This is a genomic window from Georgenia ruanii (assembly GCF_009193175.1).
GTDB lineage: Bacteria > Actinomycetota > Actinomycetes > Actinomycetales > Actinomycetaceae > Georgenia > Georgenia ruanii.
The window spans coordinates 154096-179383 of the sequence record NZ_VUKE01000002.1; the positions used below are offsets into that span (position 1 = coordinate 154096).

The 25288-nt window shown below is 74.7% G+C and carries 19 protein-coding genes; 10 read left to right on the forward strand and 9 right to left on the reverse strand.

What is annotated here, in order from left to right; translation table 11 throughout:
• Nucleotides 1-27: 27 nt before the first annotated feature.
• Entirely contained in the window at nucleotides 28-924 is an 897-nt protein-coding gene (locus GD880_RS03710; protein ID WP_152230276.1) for a glycosyltransferase family 2 protein, read from the reverse strand.
• 250 nt (nucleotides 925-1174) lie between these two features.
• Between GD880_RS03710 and GD880_RS03715 the strand changes: the two genes are divergently transcribed.
• The gene (locus tag GD880_RS03715) at nucleotides 1175-3292 is read left to right on the forward strand and encodes a DUF6541 family protein (protein ID WP_152230277.1); all 2118 of its coding nucleotides are present in this window, start codon (nucleotides 1175-1177) and stop codon (nucleotides 3290-3292) included.
• Between the two features lie 117 nt (nucleotides 3293-3409).
• On the opposite strand, the gene GD880_RS03720 is transcribed toward GD880_RS03715, so the two are convergent.
• The gene (locus GD880_RS03720; protein WP_193314346.1) at nucleotides 3410-4288 is read right to left on the reverse strand and encodes a TIGR03089 family protein; all 879 of its coding nucleotides are present in this window, start codon (nucleotides 4286-4288) and stop codon (nucleotides 3410-3412) included.
• A 350-nt stretch (nucleotides 4289-4638) separates the two neighbouring features.
• On the opposite strand from GD880_RS03720, the gene GD880_RS03725 reads away from it, so the two are divergent.
• The 4 genes from GD880_RS03725 (at nucleotide 4639) to GD880_RS03740 (ending at nucleotide 12523) form a co-directional block, all read left to right on the forward strand.
• Nucleotides 4639-4887 (forward strand): WhiB family transcriptional regulator, encoded by a 249-nt coding sequence (locus GD880_RS03725; RefSeq protein WP_193314354.1) that lies wholly within the window; start codon nucleotides 4639-4641, stop codon nucleotides 4885-4887.
• A gap of 13 nt (nucleotides 4888-4900) precedes the next feature.
• Complete coding sequence (locus GD880_RS03730) at nucleotides 4901-8599, forward strand: glycosyltransferase (RefSeq protein ID WP_152230279.1); 3699 nt, start codon at nucleotides 4901-4903, stop codon at nucleotides 8597-8599.
• Nucleotides 8599-10581, forward strand: coding sequence for a DUF5719 family protein (locus GD880_RS03735; protein ID WP_152230280.1), 1983 nt, complete (start codon nucleotides 8599-8601; stop codon nucleotides 10579-10581). Before GD880_RS03730 ends, GD880_RS03735 begins: the two co-directional genes overlap by 1 nt.
• Nucleotides 10582-10951: 370 nt before the next feature.
• Nucleotides 10952-12523, forward strand: coding sequence for a lytic transglycosylase domain-containing protein (locus GD880_RS03740; protein ID WP_226909355.1), 1572 nt, complete (start codon nucleotides 10952-10954; stop codon nucleotides 12521-12523).
• Nucleotides 12524-12778: 255 nt separating this feature from the next.
• Here GD880_RS03740 and GD880_RS03745 read toward each other — a convergent pair whose 3' ends face one another.
• Together GD880_RS03745 and GD880_RS03750 are read right to left on the reverse strand one after the other, a co-directional pair.
• The gene (locus tag GD880_RS03745) at nucleotides 12779-13429 is read right to left on the reverse strand and encodes an alpha/beta hydrolase (protein ID WP_193314347.1); all 651 of its coding nucleotides are present in this window, start codon (nucleotides 13427-13429) and stop codon (nucleotides 12779-12781) included.
• A 166-nt stretch (nucleotides 13430-13595) separates the two neighbouring features.
• Nucleotides 13596-14060 carry a metallopeptidase family protein gene (locus tag GD880_RS03750; RefSeq protein WP_152230282.1) on the reverse strand — a complete coding sequence of 155 codons (465 nt, stop codon included), beginning with the start codon at nucleotides 14058-14060 and terminating at the stop codon, nucleotides 13596-13598.
• A 175-nt stretch (nucleotides 14061-14235) separates the two neighbouring features.
• Between GD880_RS03750 and GD880_RS03755 the strand changes: the two genes are divergently transcribed.
• The 3 genes from GD880_RS03755 (at nucleotide 14236) to GD880_RS03765 (ending at nucleotide 16106) form a co-directional block, all read left to right on the forward strand.
• On the forward strand, nucleotides 14236-14649 hold the full coding sequence (locus GD880_RS03755) for a DUF3499 domain-containing protein (protein ID WP_152203377.1): 414 nt from the start codon (nucleotides 14236-14238) through the stop codon (nucleotides 14647-14649).
• 46 nt (nucleotides 14650-14695) lie between these two features.
• Nucleotides 14696-14935: a Trm112 family protein gene (locus tag GD880_RS03760; RefSeq protein ID WP_152230283.1), complete on the forward strand. Its 240-nt coding sequence runs from the start codon at nucleotides 14696-14698 to the stop codon at nucleotides 14933-14935.
• A gap of 199 nt (nucleotides 14936-15134) precedes the next feature.
• A complete protein-coding gene (locus tag GD880_RS03765; protein ID WP_152230284.1) occupies nucleotides 15135-16106 on the forward strand; it encodes a cation diffusion facilitator family transporter in 972 nt (323 codons plus the stop codon).
• Between the two features lie 139 nt (nucleotides 16107-16245).
• On the opposite strand, the gene GD880_RS03770 is transcribed toward GD880_RS03765, so the two are convergent.
• The 5 genes from GD880_RS03770 to GD880_RS03790 all read right to left on the reverse strand — a co-directional run bounded on the left by GD880_RS03770 (nucleotide 16246) and on the right by GD880_RS03790 (nucleotide 22130).
• On the reverse strand, nucleotides 16246-17292 hold the full coding sequence (locus GD880_RS03770; RefSeq protein WP_152230285.1) for a hypothetical protein: 1047 nt from the start codon (nucleotides 17290-17292) through the stop codon (nucleotides 16246-16248).
• A 399-nt stretch (nucleotides 17293-17691) separates the two neighbouring features.
• On the reverse strand, nucleotides 17692-18582 hold the full coding sequence (locus GD880_RS03775; RefSeq protein WP_152230286.1) for a glycine betaine ABC transporter substrate-binding protein: 891 nt from the start codon (nucleotides 18580-18582) through the stop codon (nucleotides 17692-17694).
• Nucleotides 18583-18857: 275 nt separating this feature from the next.
• Nucleotides 18858-19766 (reverse strand): glycine betaine ABC transporter substrate-binding protein, encoded by a 909-nt coding sequence (locus GD880_RS03780; RefSeq protein ID WP_152230287.1) that lies wholly within the window; start codon nucleotides 19764-19766, stop codon nucleotides 18858-18860.
• 184 nt (nucleotides 19767-19950) lie between these two features.
• The gene (locus tag GD880_RS03785) at nucleotides 19951-20820 is read right to left on the reverse strand and encodes an ABC transporter permease (RefSeq protein WP_152230288.1); all 870 of its coding nucleotides are present in this window, start codon (nucleotides 20818-20820) and stop codon (nucleotides 19951-19953) included.
• A complete protein-coding gene (locus tag GD880_RS03790) occupies nucleotides 20817-22130 on the reverse strand; it encodes a quaternary amine ABC transporter ATP-binding protein (RefSeq protein WP_152230289.1) in 1314 nt (437 codons plus the stop codon). Before GD880_RS03790 ends, GD880_RS03785 begins: the two co-directional genes overlap by 4 nt.
• 575 nt (nucleotides 22131-22705) lie before the next feature.
• Between GD880_RS03790 and GD880_RS03795 the strand changes: the two genes are divergently transcribed.
• Entirely contained in the window at nucleotides 22706-24616 is a 1911-nt protein-coding gene (locus GD880_RS03795) for a glycoside hydrolase family 2 protein (protein ID WP_152230290.1), read from the forward strand.
• 254 nt (nucleotides 24617-24870) lie between these two features.
• Nucleotides 24871-25260, forward strand: coding sequence for an SHOCT domain-containing protein (locus GD880_RS03800; protein ID WP_226909356.1), 390 nt, complete (start codon nucleotides 24871-24873; stop codon nucleotides 25258-25260).
• The last annotated feature ends 28 nt before the right edge of the window (nucleotides 25261-25288 follow it).

A 25288-nucleotide genomic window follows, 5' to 3' on the forward strand; every position in this document is an offset into this window, starting at 1 on the left:
CGCGGAGGCGTCCGCGGGCCCGGTGATCTACGGGAGCACGGCGTGGGATACCAGGGCACGAAGCCCGCGCCACTGCCGCGTCGAGAGCGCCTGTGGGAGCAAGGTCAGGGCGTGCAGTCGTGAGGAGCCATGGAGGCGCGCCGCCCGCGCCGCGTGGCTCCAGCCCAGACGCTGGAACTCCTCGGCGTACGCGGCGAAGAGCCGGTGCTCCTCGGCGAACCTCCGGCCGTCGACGGCGCGCACGGCCGAGTCGCTCTGCCGATGGCGCCGATACCGGAAGCAGACGTCCTCCAGCACGGCGATCTTGCCGCCGGACCTGACGACGTCGATCGCGAGCGCGAGGTCCTGCACCACGTCGTACTCACGCCGGAACGGGTGGGTCTTCAGCTCCGCCGAGCGCCACGCCACCGAGGGGAAGTACAACCAGTTGGCGCTCATGAGACTGGCGGCGGCGGCCTCCCCGGCGACGACGGCACGCGAGCTGCGGCCCACCGCGCGGCGACGGACCCAGGCCTTGACCCGGTCCCCGAGCGGGGCGTAGACGTCGCCGTTCTCGTCGATCACCTCCACCCCGGGCTGCACGAGGGACACGTCCGCGTCGTCGAAGGCGCTGCGCACGGTGGTGAGATAGCCGGGGAGCATGACGTCGTCGGCGCCCATGATGACCGTGATGGGGTGCTCGACGAGGGCGACGCACTTGCGGTAGTTGGCGTTGGCGCCGAGGTTGGTGTCGTTGCGCAGGTAGACCACGCGCGGGTCCTCGGCCGCCAGGCCGGCGAAGTACTCAGGCACCGCCGGGTCGGGGTAGGCGTCGTCGATGACGGTCAGCCGGAAGTCGCCGTCGTCCTGCGCCAGCACACTGCTCACGGCGGCCTTCATCATGGCGACGTCGCCGTAGTAGGGCAGCATGATGTCGATCGTCACGTGCGGCCTCCCTGACGTCCGATGCGTGCCGGTCGGCGGCCAGAACCCATTCGCACGCTAGCCGTCTCCATCGGCTCTCGGGGCCGGTTCGCGGTCGCCGTCATCGTGATCGAGGATCGCCCGCGGCTGGACGGCTCGCATCTGCTGCTCCCCGCGTGGAGGTCCAGGGGGCGGCCCCGCACGGTGGTTCGGGTGGTCCGGTGGACCGTTCCGGTGGGTCATCCCGGGCCCGCTAGGTACCGTTCCCACCATGGCATGGTGGGCCGTCTCCGCCGCTGCCGCCGGGATGGCGATGCTTCTTTTCGCGCCTGGCTGGCTGTGCCTGCGCCTGCTCCGGGTGAGGGGCGTGCTCGCGGTCGCGGCCGCACCCAGCGTGACGTTGGCGGTTCTTGCCCTGGCGGCGGTCGTCTCCTCGTTTCTGGGCGTGCGGTGGAGTCTCGCGTCGGCGCTCGTCGCAGCCCTGGCTGCTGCGCTGGTTGCCGGCGCGGTGGGATGGCTGACCCGCGGCAGGCACCCGCCTGCCTCGATCCGGCGGGAGAGCGGAACCGTCCGGACCGGCTCGGTGCCGGTGGGGATGGGGGCGCTGCCGGCGCCCGGCACCGAGGGCACAACGGCCGTGCCGACCCGCGACGGCGCGGCTGCCGTGCCGACCCGCGAGGGCACGGCAGCCATGTCGCCCCGGCTGATCGCCGCCACCGCGGCGGCCGTCGTCGTCGCCGTCGGGTTCACGTGCCTGCCCCTCGCCCGCGGCATGGAGCACCTCAGCGCCCCGCTGCAGTCCTGGGACGGGATCTTCCACGTCAACGCCCTCGCCCTGGTGCGCGAGACCGGGAACGCCTCGAGCCTGGGCGGGCTCGCGCCGATGTACCCGCTGCACGACGCCACCTACTATCCCGCCGCCTGGCATGCGCTCGTTGCGGTCGCCCCCGGACTGAGCTCGGTCGTGGTCGCCGCCAACCTGTCGACCTTCGTCCTCGTCCTGCCGTGGATCCTCGGCATCACCGCCCTGGCCACGGTCGCCATCCCCCACCGGCCGCGGGTCGCCGTGCTGGCGCCGCTCTTCGCCGCCACCTACATCGCCTTCCCGGTCATCACGATGACGGTCCAGGGCCAGTGGCCCTACGGCGCCTCGATCGCGTTGCTGCCCGGCGCGGCCGCGCTGGTGCTCGCCGCGCTGCGCCCGGGCGGCGCGCGGAGCCTGCCCCTGCTCCTCGCGGCCGCCGCGGCGACGGCGGGGGTGGCGCTGGCGCACGCGACCAGCGTGTTCAGCCTGATCGTGCTGGTGGGCCCGTGGATCGTGGTCGGCGCCGTCCAGCATGAACGGCAGCGGTGGCGGGCGGGGCGGCGCCACGAGGTGATCCGCGACGCCGTGCTGGCCGGGCTGGGACTGGCGATCGTCGTCGTCGTGCTGAGCCAGAGCAGCGTGTTCGGCTCCGTCGTCGGCTTCAACCGGCGCTACTTCGGCTCGCACGCGGGGGTGTTCTTCAACGCGCTGCGCGACAAGGCGACCTTCGGGCGTTACCCGTCGACCTGGATCGGCAATCTTCTGGTCGCCGCGTTCGCCGTCGCCGGTGCGGTGCTGACCTTCCGCCGTCGGGAGGCACGCTGGGTGGCCGTGGCCTGGGGGTCCTTCCTGCTCCTGTGGGTCGTCGCCGGCGGCTCCCCGCCCTTCCTGCGGTGGCTGGCCGGGCCCTGGTGGACCGAGCCGTCCCGGCTCGCGTCCCTCGCCATCATCCCGGCGTCGCTGCTGGCGGGGCTCGGGGCCGACGCCGCGCTGCGCGCCGGGGCCGAGCGGGCCGCGCGCCTGCCGTCCGCGGCCTCCGCCACCCGGCGAGCCGTCCCGGTGGGCGCCGTCGTGCTGGCCATCGTGGCGGCCCTGGGGATGGGGGCGCGGCTGGGCACCAAGGAGCGCGTGGTGGAGTCGGCCTACGTCCCGGGCAGGATCACCTACGGCACCGTCCTGGACGCCGACGACGCGGCGGTGCTCTCGCGCATGCCGCAGACCCTCCCGGCCGACGCCGTGGTGCTGGGCGACCCGGCCGGCGGCGCCGCCTACGCCTACGCCATCGGCCACCGCCACGTCGTCTTCCCGCAGCTCACCGTGGCGGCGATCCGGTCGCCGGACCCGCGCGAGCCGCACGTGCTGCTCGCCATGCATTTCAACCGGATCCACTGGGACGCGAGGGTGTGCGACGCCGTGCGGGCGGTGGGCGCCACGTACTTCTACCAGGACACGGCAGGGGACGCGCAGGGCGACAAGGTCTCCGACACGACCCTGGGCCTGCGCAACGTCGACACCTCCCGGGGGTTCGAGCTGGTTGACCGGGCGGGCACCGTGTCGCTCTGGCGGATCACCGCCTGCGGGTAACCACGGGTGCTGGTGGGCACCCGCTGGGCGCGCGTGGGCACCCGCTGGGTGCTCGTGGGCACCCGCTGGGCGCGCGTGGGCAGCCGCCGGGTGGGGCGGGCCCCCAGCGGCGAGAAGCTACCAGCGCTCCTCGACCCGCTCCTCGCTCGCGATCCGGTCCATCGTCTCGGCCCGCGTGCCGGGCTCGACGAGCACCAGCGACCCGCCGGCGTGCCACACGGCCAGCGCGTGCTCGAGCAGCTCCTCGAGGGTGTCCGGGCACAGGAGCACCCGGGCGGCCTCCCGCTCCTCGCCGTCCTCGAGGTCGTCCAGGGCGTCGAAGTCCTCGAGGTCGTCGCTCTCGTCCTCGTCCTCGAAGCCCAGGCCGTCGTCGTCGACCAGGTCGTCGAGGTCCTCGACGTCGTCGTCCAGCTCGTCCACCGCGGCCCCGCCTGCCCAGCCGCGCAGGTCCGCGAAGGTGGCCTCGACTTCGTCGCCGACCAGCGCGACGTCGTCGTCCTCCGGCTCGCTGACGTAGCCGAGGTGATCGCCGAAGCTCATGAGCTCGGCGGCGGCGTCGACGACGCCGGAGGGCAGCTCCTCGCCGTCCCACTCCATCGCCAGTGCCGGCAGGGCGACGGCGAGCACCAGCTCGGCGGCGTCCTCGCCCGGGGCCTCGCCGGGCCGGTGGGTGACGACGACGTCGGGCCCCTCCTCGTCCTCGAGCACGTCCTCGGCCGAGGTCAGCACCACGCGGGCGCCGCAGGTCCACGACGCCAGCGCCCACACGACGGCGCGCCAGTGCACCGGCAGGTCGAGCACGACCGTGGTGCCGGGCTCGGCGTCGGCCTCCTCCACGAGGAGGTTGGCGGCCTTGGTGACCCAGTTGGCCAGCACCCGGCCGGAGAGCTCGGTGCGCTCGCCGTCGGTGCCGTACCAGGTCAGGCGGGGGCTGGAGGTCTCGCCGCCGGTGAAGGAGGCGAGGAGCTGGCCGGGAAGCGTCTCGGGGAGGCTCATGACGGCAAGACTAAGACGGCCGGGGGAGGTGTGGGGGCGTTGTTCGGACGGGTGTGGCGAGCCGTCCCACGCGAGTGCGCCGTGAAGGAATTAGGGCGACAATTCCCTCATATATCGGCACCGGACGCCGATGCCGAGAAGTGACACGCCGCGCGACACGCCGTTACGGTGTTCTCGGTCACAAATTCTCCGTCCATATAGCACCGTTCCGCTTGACGGCGACGGATGACACGCGTGTAATTCTCTCAGTGAAGTCATCCGAGCGAGGGGAAAGACCTGTGTGGAACATTCTCGGTGACGGTCCGCTGAACGCGACCGTCTCGGCCCCCGCCTCGCTCGGCGGTGACGTCCTGCACCTCCTCTCCGGCGACGACGAGGGCGTGCTCGCCTGGCAGGACCGCGCGCTGTGCGCCCAGACGGACCCCGAGGCCTTCTTCCCGGAGAAGGGCGGCTCCACCCGCGAGGCCAAGCGCGTGTGCACCTCGTGCGAGGTGCGCGCGGAGTGCCTCGACTACGCCCTCGCCAACGACGAGCGGTTCGGCATCTGGGGCGGCCTCTCCGAGCGGGAACGACGCAAGCTCAAGCGCCGAGCGGTCTGAGGCGCCCGCCCACATGGCGGCTTCGCAGTTCCCTCAGCGTCACCAGCCGATCCGGCCCGCCACGCTCGCCGTGGTGGTCAGCGCCGGCGTCTCCACCTATCTGCCCCGCACCCTGGCCGGCCTCGCCGCCCAGACACACGCGCCCGACGTCGTCCTCCTCGTCGACGTCGGCGCCCCCGGCCGCGACCTCGGCACCGGCATCCCCATCCACGAGGCGGTCGCCGACGCCGGCCTCGAGGCCGTCGCCCGCGTGCGCGTGGTGCGCGCGCCGGACGCCGCCACCTTCGGCGAGGCCGTCAAGCAGGGCCTGGCCGAGTACGCCGCGCTGATCGAGCGGGCCGCCGAGAAGGCCCGCCGCCGCGGCCACGACCTCAGCCGCACCGGGACGCGCTCGCGCGTGCTCGCCGGCACCGGGTGGTCCGGCGTCACCGGCGAGCTCACCCCGGTGACCACCGGCGAGGTCCGCGCGGTCGGCGCCCTCGGCCTCGAGCCGGACCGGCAGGCCCAGCCCGAGTGGCTCTGGCTGCTCCACGACGACTCGGCCCCCGCCCCGGCCGCCCTCGACCAGCTGCTGCACGCCGCCGAGTCGGGTCGGTCCATCGCCATCGCCGGGCCCAAGCAGCTGGACTGGACCGAGCCGGACCGCCTCCTCGAGGTCGGCCTGCGCACCACCCGCACCGGGCGCCGCGTGGCCGACATCGAGCCCGGCGAGATCGACCAGGGCCAGCACGACCACCGCGAGGACGTCCTCGCCGTCGGCACCGCCGGCGCGCTGGTGCGCCGCGAGGCCTGGACCCAGCTCGGCGGCACCGACCCGGCGCTGGGCCCCTTCGGCGACGGGCTGGACCTCTCCCGCCGCGCGCGGCTGGCCGGGCTGCGCGTCGTCGTCGTCCCCACCGCCGTCGTGCACCACGCCCGCGCCTCCCACCTGGGCCTGCGCGGCCCCGGTATGCGTCCGGCGCGGCCCGGGGCGCCGGGGGAGACCCCGCCGCCGGACACCCGCCGCTCCTACCAGGCCCGACGGCGCGCCCAGGTCTACAACGCCCTGCTCGCCGTCTCCGCCGCGTTGCTGCCCGCGCTCGCCCTGGGCTTCCTCGTGCTCGCCCCGCTGCGGGCGCTGGGCCGCCTCGCCACCAAGGAGCTGCACCTGGCCGGGCCCGAGCTCGCCGCCGTCCTGACGGTCCTGGCCCGCCCCGGGGCGCTGTGGCGCGCGCGCCGCGCGGCCGGCCGCACCCGCCGCATCCCCGCCCGCGCGCTCGCCCCGTTGCAGGCCACCGGCAAGCAGATCCGCGCCGCCAAGCGCGACGCGCGCCGCCAGCTCGCCGCCGCCCGCCGCGCCGCCCAGGCGCCCAGCGAGCTCGAGCTCGCCGAGCGCGCCGCCCTCGCTCGCCGCCGGCGGGCGACCCTGGCGGTCGTCGCCGCGGCGCTGGTCGCGGTGGCGCTGGTGGTGTTCCTGCCCGTCGTCCTCGACGGCGCCCTCACCGTCGGCGCCCTGCTGCCCGCCGACGCCTCGCTCACCGAGCTGTGGCACGCCGCCCGCTCGGGGTGGATCCCCGCCGGCGACGGCGAGCCCGGCCCGCCGGACGCGCTGCTGCAGGTCCTCGCCGTGCTCATGGTGCCGGTGGCGGCCCTGGGCGGGGACGCCAACGCCCTCGTCGCCGCGCTGGTGCTCGCCGCCCTCCCGCTCGCCGGCCTCGGCGCCTGGTTCGCCGCCGGCGCCGCCACCCGCTCGGTGGGCCTGCGCGCCTGGGCCGCGCTGGTCTGGGCGCTCGCCCCGACGCTGCTGGTCGCCGTCGGCCAGGGCCGGCTGGGCGCCGTGCTCGCCCACCTCGCCCTGCCCTGGGTCGCCCTCGGCCTGGCCCGGGCGGTCGGCGTGGAGCGACGCGACGTCGTCGTGCCGGGGCTCGTCGGCGCGCAGCGCACCGCGCTGGCCCGGCGGCGGGATGCCGCTGCGGCCGGTGCCGTTACGAGGGGTGCCGCTGTGCGCGGTGCCGCTGCGACCGGCGCCGCGGCGACCGGTGCCGTCGGCCCCGCGGCGAGCGCCTCCCCGCACCACCACACCCCGGCCGGGTCGGTGACCGCCGCGGCCGCCGCCTCGCTGGCCCTGGCCGTTGCCGCCGCCGGCGCGCCGGTGCTGCTGCCCGCCGCGGTGGTGCTCGCCGTCCTGCTCGCCCTCGTCGTCCCGCGCCGGCGCCGCTGGGTGCTCGCCGTCCCGCTGCCCGCGCTGGCGCTGCTCGGCCCGCTCGTCGTCGAGGCGCTGCGCGACCTGGACGGCGGCAGCTGGCGCCTGCTCCTCGCCGACCCGGGCGCCGCCTACGCCGCCGCGCCGGCCGCGCCGTGGCTGGGCGTGCTGGGCTGGCCGATCGCCCCGCCGGCCTTCCCCGGCCTGGACCCGGCCGCCGCCGGCGTGCCCGGCTGGCTGGCGCAGTTCACCCTGCTCGCCGGCGGCGCCGGACTCCTCCTCGCCGCACTGGCCGCCCTGCTGCGCGGGACCGGCCGGGCCCGGGCCGTGCGTGCCGGCTGGCTGGTCGCCGTCGTCGGCCTGCTCGTGGCGTTCGCCTCCGCCCGCACCGACGTCGCCGTCGGCTCCGGCCCCGACGGCGCGGCCGCCGTCGTCCAGGGCTGGGCCGGCGCCGGGCTGAGCCTGGTGGTCCTCGGGCTGCTGCTCGCCGCAGTCGCCGCGGGCGACGGCGTCCAGGCCGCGCTGGGCACCCGCAGCTTCGGCTGGGCGCAGGTGGGCGCGACCGTGCTCAGCGTGCTCGCCTTCCTCGGCCCGCTCGTCACGGCCGGCGGCTGGCTGGTCGCCGCGCGCTCCGGCCAGGACGCGCCCACCGCCGTCTTCGCACTGCACGGGCGCGCCGCGCCGGCGGTCCCGGCGGTCGCCGCCGAGATGCAGCACTCGCCCCAGCGCTCCCGCGTGCTCGCGCTGACCGCGACCGGCGGCGCGGTCCGCGCCGAGCTGTGGCGCGGCCCCGGGCCGCAGCTGACCACGGCCGCGGCGGTGCGCGGGGTGCGCGCGCTGGCCGAGGCGACCGCCGTCGCACCTGCCGACGGGACGGACGCCGCCGGCCCTGGCGGCGATGCCCAGGTCGGCGACCCGGCCGAGGCCGACCTCGCCGACCTCGTCGCGGCGCTGGCCGTGGGGGCGGCCGACGACGCCGCCGCCCGGCTCGGCGCGCACGCCGTCGGGATCGTCGTCGTCCCGCCCGAGCCGCAGTTCGTCCCCGCCGGCACCGAGCCCACCACCGCCCAGCGGCGCGCCCTCGTCGCCCGCCTCGACGCGACCGCCGGGCTCGAGCGCATCACCGAGAACACCTCGGGCACCATCTGGCGGGTGGCCCGCGGCACCGGCGACGACGCGACGCCGTCCGTCGCCCGGGCGCAGGTGCTCGACGCCGATGGCGCGTTTGTGCAGGACCTGGACGCCGGTGTGGTGGGCGTGCACACCGAGGTGCCAGGGGGGCCCGAGGGCCGGCGCCTCGTGCTGGCCGAGCGCGCCGACGCCGGCTGGCATGCCTGGTACGAGGGGCGCCCCCTGCGCGCCACGACGGTCGGCTGGCGGCAGGCGTTCGAGCTGCCCGCGGACGCCGGGAGCCTGACCGTGCGGTACAGCGCCCCACAGGGGAGCGCGTGGGGCTGGGCGCAGGGCGCCGTGTTCGGCCTGACCCTGCTGCTCGCCCTGCCCCTACGACGCCGCCGGGAGGTGGACTGATGCGCTCGCGCAAGAAGAAGGACGCCCCGACGACGGACGCGGCGCCGGAGTCCGCGGAGGCGACGGCGGAGGCGCAGCCGCTTGCTGAAGGGGATTCGGCGCCCGAGATGCAGCCGACCGTCGAGGGGGATGCGACGGCGGACGCGCGGCCGCCCGCCGAAGAGGACTCGGGGAACGACGGCTCGGTCGATGCGCCACGGGCGTCCGAGGAGCTGGCCACCGCGCCCGCCGCCGACTCGGCCGCGGATACCGGCACGCCTCAAGACTCGCCGGTGGCGGCAGACGCGACGGGCGACGGCGCGACAGCTCCCGGCGCACTCGATTCCTCCGCGGCCGCCGAGTCTTCTGACTACGCCGACCAGGCCGCCACGGCACCGGGCGAAGCTCGCGGCCCCGCCGAGGACACGGCCGCTGACGACGCCGCCGATGCCCCGGCACCGGCCGCCCGCCCCTCCCGCGGGCGCACGGCCCTGCGCCGCGTGGGCGCGACGACCTCGGCGCTGCTGCTCGTCGGCGCCGCCGCCGGCGCCGTCGTCGCCGCGCAGTACCTCACCCCGGAGCCGTCCGCGGCGGTCACCGCCCCTCTCGTCGACGTGCCCGCCGGCCCGGTGACCGCCGTGTGCGCCGGCCCGCCCGCGCTGACCAGCGGCGACGGCATGTCGGTGGACCCGGACCTCGACCCCGCGGCCGCCACCCCGGCCAGCCGCACCCAGCTGCTCACCCTCCCGCGCGCCGACGCCGCCGCGGGGGAGGGCACCTTCACGTCGCTGGACGGCGACGCCCAACCGCTCGCCAGGCAGGGCGAGGTCCGCGCGCTCACCACCGACCCGGCGGCCGCCGGGATCCTCCAGGCCGAGCCGGTCGGCGAGGTCAGCGCCCTGCTCGCCGGTGCCACGGTGGCCCGGGCCACCGCCGGCGACCTGCGCGGCCTCATCGCCACGGGCTGCCAGACGCCGGCGTCGTCGACCTGGCTGGTCGGCGGCGCGAGCGAGCCCGGCGCCAGCGGCCAGCTGGTGCTCACCAACCCCGGCCGCACGCCGGTGACCGTGAACGTCACGGTCTGGACCTCGCTCGGCGTCACCGACGCGCCGCTGCTCACCGGCGTCGTCATCGCCCCCGGCAAGCAGACCGCCGTCCTCCTCGAGGCCGCGGTCACCAGCGACCCGCGCCTGGCCCTGCGCGTGGACGCCGACGGCGGCGAGGTCACCGCCGTCGTCCAGGACGCCCGGCTGAGCGGCTTCGTCCCCGCGGGCGTCGACGCCGTCACCCCCGCCGCGCCGCCGGCGCTGCACCAGACGATTCCCGGCGTCGTGCTCGGCGAGTCCGGCATCGACGACGCCGCGAGCTCCGCCGTGCGGCTGGTCAATCCGGGCGAGGAGGTCGCCACCGCGCGCGTCAGTCTCCTGGGCGCCGAGGGGGAGCAGGCCGTCTCGGGAGCCGAGGAGGTGGCGATCGACCCCGGCGCCGTGCTCGACCTCTCGCTCGCCGGCATCGCGCCCGGCGCGTACGCCGTCGCCGTGAAGTCCGACGTCCCCGTCACCGGCGCCGTCGTGCTCGCCCGCCCCGGCACCCCCGGCGAGCTCGACCCCGACGTCGCCCCGGTGGACCGGGCGTGGACGCCGGCGGCGGCGCCGCTCACCGCCGGGACGCTGCCGCTGCCGGGCCTCGGCCAGCTCGTCGACGCCGCGACCGTGACCCTGAGCAACCCGGCCGAGACGCCCGTCGACGTCGACCTCGTCCCGGTGAGCGGGACCGGCTCGCGCGGGAAGGCCGTCCAGGTGACCGTGCCCGCGAAGGCCACCGTGGCCACGCCCGCCGCGGACCTCGGCGACCAGCTCGCCGCCGTCGAGCTGAGCGCGGAGGACGGGGTGACGGCCGCCGTCGTCCTCACCGCCAAGGCGCCCGACGGCGAGCTGATCTCGGTCCTGCCGCCGGCGGCCGACCCGCACGCGCAGCGGGCGGTCCGCGTCGACGTGCGCTGAGTGCCGACGGCCGCTGCTGATCTGGTGGAGCCTCCGCGCCTCCGCGCCTCCGCGCCTCCGCGCCTCCGCGCCTCGGCGCCTCCGCGAGCACGCCGCGGCTCCTCGGGGCGCCCGCGACCTGCACCGGCCGGGACGCAGGCGCAGCGGCGTGCCGTCCTCCCCGGCGCCGCTGTCCGACCGGCGTCGTCGAGCCGATTCCCCGGCCCAAAATCAGGACGAAGGTTGTCGTGACGGCGCAGGATGGTTACTGTCACATCAGTAACACCTGTAACAGGCGACACAGACGTCACACGGACACGTCACGACACCGGCGCTGGGGGAGAGCGCGGGCGGTGCCGCCGGACTGTCGCCGCTGCTTGATGGAGGACCGATGTCGAAGGCCGGACACACCCGGGCACTGCCCCGCGCCCAGGCGGGACGTGCCGGCGTGGGCCTCGCGCTCGCGGCGACCACCGCGGTGAGCGTCGCCGTCCCCGCCGCCCAGGCACAGGCCGCCCCCAGCCTCCCCGCGGCGGCCCTGCACGGAGGGGCCACCGGCGCGCGCACGAGCGCGCCCACCGCCGTGCCGCAGATGACCTACCGCGTCCAGCCGGGGGACACCGTCTCCCACATCGCCCTGCGCACCGGCTCGTCGGTGAGTGCGATCGTGCGGGCGAACAACCTCGACTCCCGCGCGCTCATCCGCGTGGGCCAGATGCTCAAGATCCCCTCGGCCGCCGGGACGACGGCGTCGTCCGCCGCCCCGGTCGTGGCCGCGGCCGCTTCGGCGGCGGCCGGCGCGACGACGCACACGGTGGCCGGCGGGGACACCGTCTCGGTGCTGGCCAAACGCTACGGCACCACGGTCGCGGCGATCGTGGCGGCGAACGGGCTGAAGTCGGCGAACCTCGTCTACGTCGGGCAGCGCCTGACGATCCCCGGGACCGCCGGCGGGGTCACCGCGGCGCCCGCGGCGCCGGCCGCTGCCCCCGCACCCGCCAAGGCCGCCGCCCCCGCCGCCCAGGCCTCCGGCGCCAGCCACCGGGTGGCCGCCGGCGAGACCGTCTCGGTGCTGGCCAAGCGCTACGGCACCACCGTCTCGGCGATCGTCGCGGCGAACGGCCTGCGCTCGGCCGACCTCATCCACGTGGGCCAGGTGCTCACCATCCCGGGCTCGGCCAGCGCGCCGGCCCCCGCCGCTCCGGCCCCCACCCCGGCGCCCACGGCCCCGTCCGCTCCGGCACCGTCAGCTCCGGCGCCGTCGGCCTCGCCCGCCCCCGCCGCCATGGCCGGCACCTACACCGTCCGGGCCGGCGACACGGTCTCGGCCCTGGCCAAGAGCTGGGGGACGACCGCCTCCGCCGTCGTCCAGGCCAACGGCCTGAGCAGCGCCGCCCTCATCTACGTGGGCCAGACGCTGAAGATCCCCGGCACCTCCACCACCCCGAACGTCACCCCGGTGACCAAGCAGCTGGTGCCCAGCACCTTCCTCGGCCGCACCTACCCCGAGGCCACCGTCAACGCCGCGAACGCCAACAAGGCGGCGCTGCTGGCCGTGGGGGTGCCCAGCCGCGCCGAGATGCAGGCGATGGTCGTCCGGGTGGCGCGCGAGATGGGGGTCGACCCGGTGCTCGCCCAGGCCCACGCCTACCAGGAGTCCGGCTTCAACCACGCCTCGGTGTCCCCGGCCAACGCCATCGGCACCATGCAGGTCATCCCGACCTCGGGAGAGTGGGCCTCGCAACTGGTGGGGCGCCACCTCAACCTCATGGACCCCTACGACAACGTCGTGGCCGGCGTGGCGATCCTCCGGGCGCTGCACAAGACGTTCCCGAACAACCTCGACTACGCCATCGGCGCGTACTACCAGGGCGCCGGCGGCGTGCAGCGCTACGGGCTGTACTCCGACACCCAGATGTACGTGAACTCCGTCAAGGCGCACATGACCCGCTTCTCGGGCTGAGGCCGCCGGGCCGCGTCACACACACAGCCCGCTTCGGGCCGCGGCACGCCGTCGTCCCTGGTTCACTCCGGTCGGCGGCGTGCCGTGTCTTCCGCACGGCATGAACGCGTGCCGTGTTTTCGCACCGCATGAACGCGTGCGGTGTCTTCCGGCCGCATCAACGCGGTGCGGGCCCGCCTCCACGGTGCCCGGCCTGGAATCCGTCCGCGGAGTGGGGTGCTGCCCTCCTCGGGAGGGAACGCCCGTCGCGGTCCGTCAGGCGGCGACGTCGGCCCGCACGCGGGCCAGCAGGCGCGCCGCGGCCGCCGCCTGCTCGGCGAAGACAAGGTGGTCGGCGCCGGGGGAGATGACGAGCTCGACGTCGGCCCCGCGCCGCCACAGCGCGTCCGCGGTCTCCTCGACCCGCTCCATCGGGACCTCCGGGTCGTCCTGTGCCACGCCGAGCACCACCGGCCGGCCGTCCCAGCGCCCCTCGATCGGGGCCCTCGTGCCGACCGGGCCCAGGTAGCCGCCGGCGAGCAGGACCGCACCCGCGAACGGCATGCGGGAGGAGGCGATGTGGTGCGCCAGCACGCTGGCACCCTGGCAGAAGCCGAGGAGGACCGTGCGGGCGGGGGCGAAGCCCGACCAGGTGATCTGGGTGAGCGTCGCCTCCACCGCTTGCAGGGCCGCGTCGAGCTCGGGCTGGTTGGCGTCGATCGGGTCGGTCAGCGGGTTCGGGAACCAGCCGCCCTCCGGCGCGACGGGCGCGAAGTAGGCCGCGCGGGGCTCGCCGATCCGCGCGGCCAGGGCCCGCATGTCTGCGACGTCCTGACCACGGCCGTGCATCGCCAGAACGGCAGTGGTGGCCAGGTTCAGCGGCGCCCCCCAGCGCTCGATGACGGGTCGCGACGCCCGCTCCGTCATGTGTCGCCTCCCAGGGGCATTACGTGGTCGTGCGCGTTCTTGTCGTGACGCCGTCGTCCGAAGAACGCCGTTCACCTTCATCGGACGCAAACTACCCCGGATGAGGACGTCATTTGTACGAAAGCAATGACCGATATCCTCCGCACTGTGAGCCGCTCCGGGGCGGTCAGAACTCGGCGGGGTAGTCCGGGTCGATGTCCTCCGGGGCCCGGCCGAGCATCCCGGCCACCTGCTCGACGAGCACGACCCGCACGAGCAGCTCCATCTCCTCGGCGTCCTCCGCGCGGGCGAGCACCGGGCGGCGGTACACGACGATCCGGTGCGTCAGCCCGGCCGCGGGGTCGGCGGGGAAGTAGCGCCCGAGCGCGACCGTGCGGTGCTCCCAGGGCGCGGGGTCCGACGGCGGGACCTCCTCGACGGCGAACTCCACCCCGTCCAGCTGCTTGGCCCAGCGGCGCTCGAGCCGGCGGACGCAGCGCAGCACGAGGTCGTCGAAGCGGTCGCCGCGGGTACGCCACCCGGGCAGCGACGGCGGGATGAGGGGGCCGCGCAGGCCCCGTCCGTGCCGGTCCCGCCGGTGCGTCGGCCGGCGCGCCGGCATCGCGGGCAGGGTCGGCTCGAGATCGGGCATCCCACGAGGCTAATCGACCGGGCCCTGGCGGTCATCGCTCCGCCCGGTTTGCCGCCCGTGCCGACGCGGGGCCCGGCTAGCCCCGCTCCGTTTGCCGCCGCCCGCTCCGGGAGGTAATGCCACTCACGGCGTGGATCCGCCGGCTTCGGCCCCGCACGCGGTAGCGTCGACCATCGTGAGAGCCGTCCGTCAGTGCAGCAGGTCCGCCTGCGACCGCGCCGCCGTGGCCACGCTCACGTACGTCTACGCCGACTCGACGGTCGTCCTCGGCCCGCTGTCCACCACGGTCGAGCCGCACGCCTACGACCTGTGCGACGTGCACGCGGACCGCCTCACCGTCCCGCGCGGCTGGGACGTCGTGCGCCTGGCCACCGAGTTCAAGCCCGCCAGCCCCTCCAACGACGACCTCGTCGCCCTCGCCGACGCCGTCCGCGAGGCCTCCCGCGCCAAGCCGCAGCACGCCGCGCCGGCGCAGCGGCCCAGCTCGGCCGCCCCGGCCCCGGTCACCCACCACCTGCCCGAGCCGCTGGTCGACGGCGAGATCGGCCGCCGCGGGCACCTGCGGGTGCTCAAGGGCGAGGGCGAGTAGCCGCGCCGGTACGCTGGCCACGCACCCGAGCCCAGGAGCAGCACCCATGAGCGAGACCACGCACACCCCCCACACCCCGCTTCTCGGGATCGACCCGTGGGTGCGGCAGATCCTGCGCTGCCCGGTGACCGGGGCCGACCTCGTCGACGGCGTGGGGCCGGACGGCCAGCCCGAGCTGGTCTCGACCAGCGAGGTCAACCCGCTCGCCTACCCGGTGCGCGACGGCGTGCCCATCCTGCTCGAGGACGAGGCCCGTCCCGCCGAGCGCGTGCCCAGCGACGACTGATCTCCTTCCCAGCCATCCCGCGGGTCCACGGGAGCCACGAGTTTGCGCTGGCGTTCGGCGGCGCTGGCGCCCGGCGCGGTAGCGCACCAGCGCCGCCCGGACCAGCAGCGCTGCCGCGCCTGAGCGAGCGCGTCGTCGTCGTCCCACTAGCCTGTGACGCGGACCTGCGGGTCCGTCCGATCGAGCACAGGGAGCAGACATGTCCGCGAGCGGCGGTACCAAGGCGATCATCGCGGCTCTCAGCGCCAACCTGGGCATCGCCGTCGCCAAGTTCGTCGCGTTCCTGCTGACCGCGTCGAGCTCGATGCTCGCCGAGGCGATCCACTCCGTGGCCGACTCCGGCAACCAGGTGCTGCTGCTGGTCGGCGGCAAGCGGGCGGCGCGGCGGGCCTCCGCCGTCCACCAGTTCGGCTACGGGCGGTCGCGGTACATCTACGCGTTCATCGTCTCCATCGTGCTGTTCAGCCTCGGCGGGCTCTTCGCGCTCTACGAGGCGTGGCACAAGTTCGCCGACCCACACCCGATCGAGTCCTGGCAGTGGGTGCCGATCGCGGTGCTGCTCATCGCGATCGGGCTCGAGGGCCGCTCCTTCTCGGTGGCCATCAAGGAGGCGAACGCCGTCCGCGGCACGCACTCCCTGCGGGAGTACATCAAGGCCTCCCGGGCGCCGGAGATCCCGGTGATCCTCCTCGAGGACTTCGGGGCGCTGGTCGGCCTGGTGTTCGGGCTCTTCGGCGTGGGCATGACGCTCGTGACGCACGACGGCCGGTGGGACGCGGTGGGTTCGGCGGCGATCGGCCTGCTGCTCGTCGTCATCGCCATCTATCTGGCGCGGGAGATGGCCTCGATGCTCATCGGCGAGTCGGCGCTGCCGTCGCACCACCGAGCGATCGAAGCGGCCCTGCCGGGCGAGGGGATCGAGCGGGTCATCCACATGCGCACAATGCACCTGGGACCGGACGAGGTGCTCGTGGCCGCCAAGGTCGCGGTGCCGACCGGGGCGTCCGCCACCGGGATCGCGACGGCGATCGACCGAGCCGAGCAGCGCGTGCGCGCCGCCGTGCCGCTGAAGACGCTGATCTACCTGGAGCCGGACATCTACCACGCCGAGCTTTCCGGCGCCGAGGGGATGGCCGAGGAGGAGCATCCTGCGGCCCCGTCGGGGCACTGAGGGACGGGCATCGCCCCGGTCGCCCCGGTCGCTCCGGTCGCCCCGGTCGCCCCGGTCGCCCCGGTCGCGGCTCGTTCGCCCGGTGCACTGCGCTGGCAGCCGCAATGGTGTACTTCCGTACGGCGATGCCTGCCGTTCTTTACCCACGGGCGCCCGAGGCGGGGAGGGACGAGGGCCGGCTCGATGCTCGGCCGTGGCGCGCGCCGCCTGGGCCCTCGGTAGCGCCATGGTCTACGAGGTCGCCCAACGGGCAGCTGGGGCTGCAGGGGTGGGGCGCGCCGGTCCACCCACGAGACCGCAGCGCCAGTGCGACCTGGCGCGCCACATGGCAGGGGGTGATCGCGACATGCCGCCAGCGGTACCGCAGCGTCAGGTCGCTCGCGAGGATGCCGACCGAGTTGTCCCGCCAGACGTCGGCGTCGGTCCGGCCCAGCGGATGCGCCAGCTTGCCGTCGAGCTCCACCCGGACGTGATAGCGACGATACCGGCAGTCGGCGCGCAACCAGAGCCCGTCGAGCACCTCCCGCACCTGGAGCTGTGAGCGGGGCAGCCCGTGGCTGCGCTCTATGCGGTGGTACCGGTATTCGAGGGGCGACTCGACGCCCTCCTCCACCGCCGCCAGCAGCTCCGTGAGCAGGCGTCGGTGTCGAATCCGCCCGCGACGATTCAGCGCCATGCGTATCTGCTCGATGTCGATGTTCCGCTGTGCTGCCCGGCAGACCAAGCCGACGACATCGTCCGCAGGGGTCTCCCGCAGGTCCGCGAGGTCGAGCACGGTGTCGATCGGGCCGACAGTGGGCAACCGACCCCAGACGGCCGGCATGCGGCGCCGGTAGCGAATCTTGAGGCCGCGTTGATGTCGCAGACGGCGACCATGAGGAACGATCACCTGGATCACACGGCCGGGGCTGTCGACGATTTTGTGCCGGAACGCCGCACTAGCGTGACTGAGGGCCGCACCTCGCCCGGCATACAGGAGCGCGGCTCGCGCACGGCTCGACCAGCGCGGCTGGCCCGTGTGGGTCAGATAGACGCCGGGAAACAGTCTCTGCCAGCGCTTCGACTCGACCTGCCTGGAGATCCAGTCCGTCGTCGCGCCGAGGCCGAGCAGCTGTGCCCGAGAGACCACGGCGTCCTGAGCTTTCGCCAGACGGGCGATGCCGGCCGTGTCCGCTCTCGGTGCCATCCGGCGACAGTGCCCGGTCTGGCGGGGGGCCTGCCGGGCGACGCCGGCGCCCTGTGGACCGGCCTGCGCTACTCGTTCGCAACGGTGGCGTGCTGGGCCGGGCGTGGAGTGCTCAGTGGTGGACATCCGTCCGGCTATGCCTGTCGTTCTTTACCCACGAGCCGCAAACCCGTGCGGACACCGAGTCAAGCGGGGCTGGCGGGTGACCTCCCGAGCAGCGGCGGCCTCAGGGGACCGGCCTGCGCCGGACCGGGCGGTGGCTTTAGACACCGGCCTGCGCCCCGCCGGGCAGTGGTGGCGGGCTGCGCGCGGCGCGTGGAGTGGTCAGTGGGAAAGGAGGAGGCGCCCGCACAGCGGGGCGCCCCCTCCAACGCGGCTTGTCGTTAGAACGGCCCCGCGTCAGGCGGTCATGCCCTCCAGGAAGTCCGGGTTCTCCTCGGCCCACTGCTTCACCGACGCCTCGTTGTCCTTGCCGCCGTTGACGTTGAACATGAGATTCTCTAGGGACTGCAGCTGCTCGGCGCTCATCTCGAAGTCCCCGATCCAGGCCGCCACCTCGGGGTAGCCCTCGATGAACCCCTGCCGGCTCATGGTCTTGATCTCCTCGGTGGTGCCGAACAGGCCCTTGGGATCCTCCAGATCCCGGATGGGGTACGCCTCGTACGCCCAGTGCGGGCTCCACATCGTCACCGCGATGTTCTGGCCGACGGCGGTGGCGCCGTCGAGCTCGGCGAGCATGGCGGGCGTGGACGACAGCGTGAGCATGTCGGCCGGGATGTCGTAGGCGGGCATGACCTCGTCCTGGGTGATCCCGATCTGCCCGGCTCCTGGTTCGATGCCGACGATGCGGCCGCCGAAGGCATCAGCGTTGGCCCCGAGCTCGTCGAGCGACGTGATCGGGGCATCCTCGTTGACGGCGATGCTGATGGTGCCCTTGTCGTACCAGGCGCCCAGGTCCTCGAAGCTCTCCCCGAACTTCTTGACGTACTCGCCGTGGCTGTTCGGCAGCCAGGTGTCGAAGTTGAGGTCGAGGTCGCCCTCGGATAGCCCGGTGAAGACGACGCCGACGTCGGCGGTCTGCAGCTTCACCTCGTAGCCCTCCTGCTCGAGGGCGTACTGCCACAGGTGGGAGACGGCGATGCCCTCGTCCCAGCCGGAGTGGACGCCGATCGTGATGGGGTCGCCGTGCTCCGCCGAGCGGTCCGTGCCCGCGGTGCTCGGGCCGCAGGCGGTCAGGGCCACGACGGCGGTGGCAGTGGTGGCGAGGAGGATCTTCCGTGCGTGCTGCATGCGTTCCTTTCGTCCGAGCGGCTGCGCCCGGGGCGGGGGTCTGGTGCGGCGGTGCGGGTCGAGGCTCTGGCGGGGCGGTGCGGGTCGAGGGGCTGGCGGGGCGGTGCGGGTCGGGTGCGCGTCGAGAATCTGGCGGCGCGGCCGCGGCAGCGGTCCGGTGACGAGAGCCCGGCCTCGCAGCGGCCCGGTGGCGATTCACGGAGGGACGTCCCGCCGAGACGCACGTGGCCCGCAGTCCTGGGACTGCGGGCCACGTGCGTTCGGCCGGGCAGGCGTCAGCCGGTGATCCCCGCGACGAAGTCGGGGTTCTCCTTCAGCCACTGGTCGACGGCGGCGTCGTTGTCCTTGCCGCCCATCTCGTTGAACATGATGTTCTCGAGGGAGAACAGCTGCTCATCGGTCAGCGTGAACTTCTTGATCCACGCGGCGACGTCGGGGTTGGCCTCGGCGAAGCCGGACCGGCCCATCGTCTTGATCTCCTCGGCATCGCCCATGGCACCCTCGGGGTCCTCGAGGTCCTTGATGGGGTAGGCGTCGTAGGCCCAGTGCGGGCGCCACAGCGTCACGGCGACGTTGTTGCCGGCCTTCGTGGCGCCGTCGAGCTCGGCGAGCATGGCCGGCGTGGAGGAGATGAGGTACTCCATCTTCTCCAGCCCGTAGGTGGGGATGGCCCGCTTCTGCGTGGTCTCGGTCAGGCCGGCCCCGGCCTCGATGCCGACGAGCTTGTTACCGAACAGGTCGGCGTTGTCGGCGAGCTCCGCCAGGGAGTTGATGGGGGCGTCCTCGTTCACCGCGATGGTGAGCTTGGCGTCGTCGTACCAGGTGCCGAGCTCCTCGAGCTGGTCGCCGTACTTCTCGACGTAGGACGCGTGGGTCAGCGGCAGCCAGGTGTCGAAGTTGAGGTCGTAGTCGCCCTCGGCGAGCCCGGTGAAGACGACGCCGGCGTCGGCGGTCTTGAGCTCGACGTCGTAGCCCTTGTCCTCGAGGATGCGCTGCCACAGGTGGGAGACGGCGATGCCCTCGTCCCAGCCGGAGTGGACGCCGATGGTGATGGTGCCGTCGTCCGCGCCGCCGGCCGAGGCGGCACCCGCGCCGCTCGTCTGGGAGGGGCCGCAGGCGGCGAGCGTGGCGGCGACGGCGGCCGCGGTGGCGACCGCGGCAGCGCGGCGGATGGTGAACTTCATCTTCCTGATCCTTCCGTGAGCGCACCGGGCGCTCGGGTTGGTGCCCGCGGTGGCGGGCAAGTCGTGCACGAATGTCCGTGACGAGCAGGGCGGGACGTGCAGCAGCACGGCGCCCCTGGCGCTGAACCGCCGAGGCCGCGCAGCACGGCGGGCCCGGGGCTGCGCCACCGGGCCCGCCGCGGCGTCAGTGCTCGGCGCGGATCTTCAGCGCCCGGGCCACCGGCGCCCGGTCGCCCAGCGCCGCGGTCACGCGGTCGAGGAACATCGCGAGGATGACCACGGACAGGCCGGCCTCGAACCCGAGCGCCACGTCCACCCGCTGCAGGGCCTGCACCACGTCTTGCCCGAGCCCGTCGGCGCCGACCATGCCGGAGATGACCACCATGGACAGGGCCAGCATGATGACCTGGTTGACGCCGGCCATGATCGTCGGCAGCGCGAGCGGCAGCTGGATCTGGCGCAGGATGCGCCCCGGCGCGGCACCGAAGGCGTGCCCGGCCTCGACGACCTCGCCGTCCACCTGCCGGATGCCGAGCTCGGTCATGCGCACGCCCGGGGCGAGCGCGAAGATCACCGTCGCGACCAGGCCGGGCACCACGCCGACGCGGAAGAGCACGACCGCGGGGATGAGGTACACGAACGCCGGCATGGTCTGCATGAAGTCGAGGATCGGCCGGACGATCTTCGACACCGTGGCGTTGCGGGCGGCGAGGATGCCGACCGGGATGGCGATGACCAGCGCGACGATGCTCGCGACGAGCACCAGCGCCAGGGTCGCCATGGCGTTGTCCCACTGATCGACGCCGTAGATGACCGCGAAGCCGACGAGCGAGCCGACGGCGAGCTTCCAGCCCTTCGCGAGGAACGCCAGCGCGGCGAGGACGAGGCCGACCACCCAGAACGGCGGCGTGGCCAGGACGAACTCGAGCGTGTCGTAGCCCCAGCCGAGGATCATGCGGATGAAGTCGAACGTCCGCCCGACGTTCATGGTCAGCCAGTCGACCAGCGCGGCGGCCCACTCGCCGGCCGGGATGCGGAAGAAGATGTCGTTCATCGCTCGCCCCCCTCGCTCGTGGCGGAGCGGCCGACGGCGATCGCCCCGCCCGCGGTCGAGGTGCCTGTCGTGGTGGCCGGCACGCTCTCGCCGTCGTCCGGCGTGGCGGCGGAGACGGCGCTGTCGGCGCTGGTGCTGGGCGCCATGGCCTCCAGCAGCGCCACGCGCGGGACGACGCCGACCAGCCGGCCGCCGTCGTCGAGCACGGCGAGCGGCAACCGCGCCTCGGCGGCCGGGGCGAACATCTCCGACAGGGGCGTCTCCGCCCGCACGGCCGTGGTGTCGGGGTGGACGAGGCCCTCGAGGGTCTTGGCGCCGGCGCGGTGGGCGGTGAGCAGCTCGTCGTCGTACACCGAGCCCTGCAGCACGCGGCGGCGGTCCACCACGTAGCCGGCCGTGGCCTGGGCGTCGCGTAGCTCGCGCAGGGCGACCGCGGGCCCGGCGCCCGCCTGGACGGTGACCATCGGGCGGCGCATGAGCGAGCCGGCGGTGAGCACCCGGGAGCGGTCGACGTCGGCCACGAACTGCATGACGTACTCGTCCGCAGGGTGGGTGAGGATCTCCTCGGCGGTGCCGATCTGCACCACGCGGCCGGCGCGCATCACGGCGATCCGGTCCCCGAGGTACATGGCCTCGTTGAGGTCGTGGGTGATGAAGACGATCGTCTTGCCCAGCGTGGCCTGCAGCTCCACGAGCTGGTCCTGCATCTCGCGGCGGATCAGCGGGTCGAGGGCGGAGAAGGCCTCGTCCATGAGCAGGATGTCGGTGTCGGCGGCCAGCGCCCGGGCCAGGCCCACGCGCTGGCGCATGCCGCCGGACAGCTGTGACGGCAGGGAGTCCTCCCAGCCGGCGAGCCCGGTGAGCTGGAGAGCCTCGGCCGCCTTCTCGCGCCGCTCGGCCGTCCCCACGCCCTGGATCTCCAGGGGGTAGGCGGCGTTGTCGAGCACCGTGCGGTGGGGCAGCAGCGCGAAGTGCTGGAAGACCATGGAGATCTTCTTGCGCCGGATCTGCCGCAGCTCGCCGGCCGAGACGCCGGCGATGTCGGCGCCGTCGACCTCGATCGTGCCGCTGGAGGGCGGCAGCAGGCCGTTGAGCATGCGGATGAGCGTCGACTTCCCGGAGCCGGACAGGCCCATGACGACGAACGTCTCGCCCTTGGCGACCTCGAAGGAGGCGTCGATGACGGCTGCGGTGCCGAGCGGTTTGACCTCCTCGCGGGTCTTTCCTGCCCTGAGCCGCTTCACAGCCTCCTGTGAGCGTCGGCCGAAGACCTTGTAGACGTGTTCTGCGCGAATCGCGCTCACGTTCACCTCGTATCCGTCAGGGTCGGGCGCCGCGCCGGGGGAGGCGCGCCGTCCGTCCACGTGTCGGTCGCCGGGGCGCCGTCAGGCACCGCACCCGAGCGGGTCCGCAGCTGGCCGCCACTACCTGGGATCCCTGGGAGGAACCTGGGCGGCGGCGCCGCGACTCGCGACCTTGGAAAAATGGACACCCCACCATTGCAAAGATCTGGTGAAGGCGCACCCCTGTGACCTGGCGCGCATTCAGTCGATCGACATGGGGTATTCGTTGCCGTAGTGCGGATAGGTCCTGGTCGGAGCAGGGGCCGGTTCGTGACCGAATTGTGACTTTTTAGACGTCTTTGACGCGTATTTTGTGTGCGGCGTCACACGTGTCCGGTGTCCGGCTCCGGTGCCCGCAGCGCGCCACCGCCGCCCCGGCTGCGCCGGGCGGACGGGGCGCACGTGGCCGCCGGCCCCGGCCGCTGGGCGCCCGGGCCCGGCCGGCGGCATGATGAGGAAGCAACCGCGCCGTCGCCCCCGGCACCGCCCCGGGCGCGCTCGCCCGGGCCCGCGCAGCGGCGCGCGCGAGAAGGAGCCGCAGGATGCCCCCGCCGCGCCGTCGAGACGTCCGCGCGAGCCGCCAGGACGGCGCGTACCCGCGGCCCCAGCTGGTCCGGGACGCCTGGGCCGACCTGTGCGGGCGCTGGGACTTCGCCTTCGGCCCCGCGCGGGATCCCGACGCCGTGCCCACGTTCAACCGCGTCATCGCGGTGCCCTTCCCGCCCGAGTCGCCCGCCTCCGGCATCGGCGACCCGGGCTACCACCCGGTGGTCTGGTACCGCCGCGTCGTCGGCGCGGCCGAGCTCGACGACGCCGGCGGGCGCGGGCCCGGCCGGCGGGAGCTGCTCCAGTTCGGTGCCGTCGACCAGGTGGCCGACGTCTGGCTCGACGGCCACCACGTCGGGCACCACGACGGCGGGCAGACCCCCTTCACCTGCGACATCACCGCCGCGCTCGGCCCGGGGGAGGCGCACGAGCTGGTCGTGCGCGTCCAGGACGATCCCCATGACGACTCCTTGCCGCGCGGCAAGCAGGACTGGCGCGAGCGCCCGCACGCCATCTGGTACCACCGCACCACCGGGATCTGGCAGCCGGTGTGGCTGGAGACGGTGCCGGCGGAGCACGTCGAGGAGCTCGCGCTCACCCCGGACGTGCCGGCCGGCGCCGTCGACCTCGAGGCGCGCCTGTCCGCGACGACGGACCCGGACCTCACGCTCGGGGTCCGCATCGAGCACGACGGCGAGCTGCTCGCCGAGCAGTCGACCCGGGCGCTGCGCCGCGACGTCCGCCTCCGCCTGGACCTCGCCCGGCAGCGCAACGGCCAGGAGTACGAGGAGCTGCTGTGGTCCCCGGAGCACCCGACGCTGCTCGACGTCACGGTCGAGGTGCTGCGCCGCGGCCGCGCCGTCGACGTCGTGCGCAGCTACACCGGCCTGCGGTCCGTCGCCGCCACGGGCCACCGGTTCCTGCTCAACGATCGCCCCTACCTCGTCCGCGCGGTGCTGGCGCAGGGGTACTGGCCCCAGTCCCACCTCGCGGCGCCGAGCGCGGCGGCGCTGCGGCGCGAGGTTGAGCTCATCAAGGCGCTGGGGTTCAACGCCGCGCGGGTGCACCAGAAGGCCGAGGACCCGCGCTTCCTCTACTGGGCCGACCGCCTCGGCCTGCTCGTGTGGGGCGAGACGGCCAACGCCTCCGCCTTCGATGCCCGCGCCGTCGCGCACCTCACCGCCGAGTGGACGGCGCTGGTGCGCCGGGACCGCTCCCACCCGTGCGTGGTCACCTGGGTGCCGCTCAACGAGAGCTGGGGCGCGCCGCACGCCGCCCACGTCCCCGCGCAGCGCCACTACGGCCTCGCCCTCGCGCACCTCACCCGGGCGCTCGATCCCACCCGCCCCGTGGTGTCCAACGACGGGTGGGAGCACACCGACTCCGACATCTGGACCGTCCACGACTACACGCCCGACGGCGCCGAGCTGCGCGCCCGGTACGGCACGCCGGCCGCGATCGCCGAGATGCTCGACGGGCTCGGCCCGGCCGGCCGGCGCATGCGGCTGACCGGCGAGCCGGATCGCGGCCAGCCGGTCATGCTCACCGAGCTCGGCGGCGTGAGCCTGGCGCCCGCCGGCGACCCCGACGCCTGGGGCTACTCCACCGCCCGCGACGCCGCCGACCTCCGCGCCCGCCTCGCCGAGATCTTCGGCGCCGTCCACGCCTGCGCGCCGCTCGCCGGCTGGTGCTACACCCAGCTCGCCGACACCGCGCAGGAGACCAACGGCCTGCTCACCGCCGCCCGGGAACCGAAGCTGCCGCTCAGCGAGGTGCGGGTGATGGTCACCGGCGGGGGCGGCGGCGACGACGGCGGGGGTGGCGGCGACGGCGGGGGTGGCGGCGGGGGTGGCGGCGACGGCGGGGGTGGCGGCGGCGCCGCCGCCTCGCGCTCGGGTGATCGGTGAGGCGTCCGCGCCGCGCCGACCGCGCCGACCGCACCGCCAGCACCGCCGTGCCCCGCGACCGGCCTGGGTCGTGCCTGCCGGCCCCCGGGATTACGGTGGCGCCAGCGGTCGAGGACGATCGTGCAGGGCCAGCGGCGACGCTGGCCTGTCGCGGCGAGACGCCCTGGCGCTGCTTCGCGCGCGGGCGAGGGGCACGGCCGCCGTGCAGGCCGGCGGGTGGTGCGTCGGCGGGACCGTCAGAGAGGCGGGACGACATGATGGGTTACGGCTACGGCGGGTCGTTGGCGTGGGGCCTGCTCGGGTTCTTGCTCGCCCTTCTCATCATCGTGGCGATCGTGGTGCTCGTGCTGCTCGCGGTCCGGTTGGTTCGCGGGGGCTCGCGCCCCGCTCCGCCGCAGTACGGACCGGGGCCGGGTCAGCCCGGGCAGATGGGCATGGGAGCCGCGCCGGGTCAGCCCGGCATGGGGCCTGCGCCAGGGCAGCCCGGCGTGGCCCCGGGCATGGGCCCTGGGATGGGCCCGGGGATGGGCGCGGGGATGGGCCCGGGGATGACTCCTGCCCGGCAGATCCTGGACGAGAGGTTCGCCCGCGGGGAGATCGGCGCCGACGAGTACAACGAGATGCGGCGGCACCTCGAGGGCTGATCCGCCGGCCGGCCGCCGGCGACGACCC

What these genes read in the sequence shown, in the direction of transcription:
- GD880_RS03715 (WP_152230277.1), top strand. Translation starts at nt 1,175, where the DNA reads ATGGCATGGTGGGCCGTCTCCGCCGCTGCCGCCGGGATGGCGATGCTT.
- GD880_RS03740 (WP_226909355.1), top strand. Translation starts at nt 10,952, where the DNA reads ATGTCGAAGGCCGGACACACCCGGGCACTGCCCCGCGCCCAGGCGGGA.
- GD880_RS03760 (WP_152230283.1), top strand. Translation starts at nt 14,696, where the DNA reads ATGAGCGAGACCACGCACACCCCCCACACCCCGCTTCTCGGGATCGAC.
- GD880_RS03775 (WP_152230286.1), bottom strand. Translation starts at nt 18,582, where the DNA reads ATGCAGCACGCACGGAAGATCCTCCTCGCCACCACTGCCACCGCCGTC.
- GD880_RS03795 (WP_152230290.1), top strand. Translation starts at nt 22,706, where the DNA reads ATGCCCCCGCCGCGCCGTCGAGACGTCCGCGCGAGCCGCCAGGACGGC.
- GD880_RS03800 (WP_226909356.1), top strand. Translation starts at nt 24,871, where the DNA reads ATGATGGGTTACGGCTACGGCGGGTCGTTGGCGTGGGGCCTGCTCGGG.
- GD880_RS03750 (WP_152230282.1), bottom strand. Translation starts at nt 14,060, where the DNA reads ATGCCCGATCTCGAGCCGACCCTGCCCGCGATGCCGGCGCGCCGGCCG.
- GD880_RS03720 (WP_193314346.1), bottom strand. Translation starts at nt 4,288, where the DNA reads ATGAGCCTCCCCGAGACGCTTCCCGGCCAGCTCCTCGCCTCCTTCACC.
- GD880_RS03765 (WP_152230284.1), top strand. Translation starts at nt 15,135, where the DNA reads ATGTCCGCGAGCGGCGGTACCAAGGCGATCATCGCGGCTCTCAGCGCC.
- GD880_RS03730 (WP_152230279.1), top strand. Translation starts at nt 4,901, where the DNA reads ATGGCGGCTTCGCAGTTCCCTCAGCGTCACCAGCCGATCCGGCCCGCC.
- GD880_RS03735 (WP_152230280.1), top strand. Translation starts at nt 8,599, where the DNA reads ATGCGCTCGCGCAAGAAGAAGGACGCCCCGACGACGGACGCGGCGCCG.
- GD880_RS03770 (WP_152230285.1), bottom strand. Translation starts at nt 17,292, where the DNA reads ATGGCACCGAGAGCGGACACGGCCGGCATCGCCCGTCTGGCGAAAGCT.
- GD880_RS03745 (WP_193314347.1), bottom strand. Translation starts at nt 13,429, where the DNA reads ATGACGGAGCGGGCGTCGCGACCCGTCATCGAGCGCTGGGGGGCGCCG.
- GD880_RS03780 (WP_152230287.1), bottom strand. Translation starts at nt 19,766, where the DNA reads ATGAAGTTCACCATCCGCCGCGCTGCCGCGGTCGCCACCGCGGCCGCC.
- GD880_RS03785 (WP_152230288.1), bottom strand. Translation starts at nt 20,820, where the DNA reads ATGAACGACATCTTCTTCCGCATCCCGGCCGGCGAGTGGGCCGCCGCG.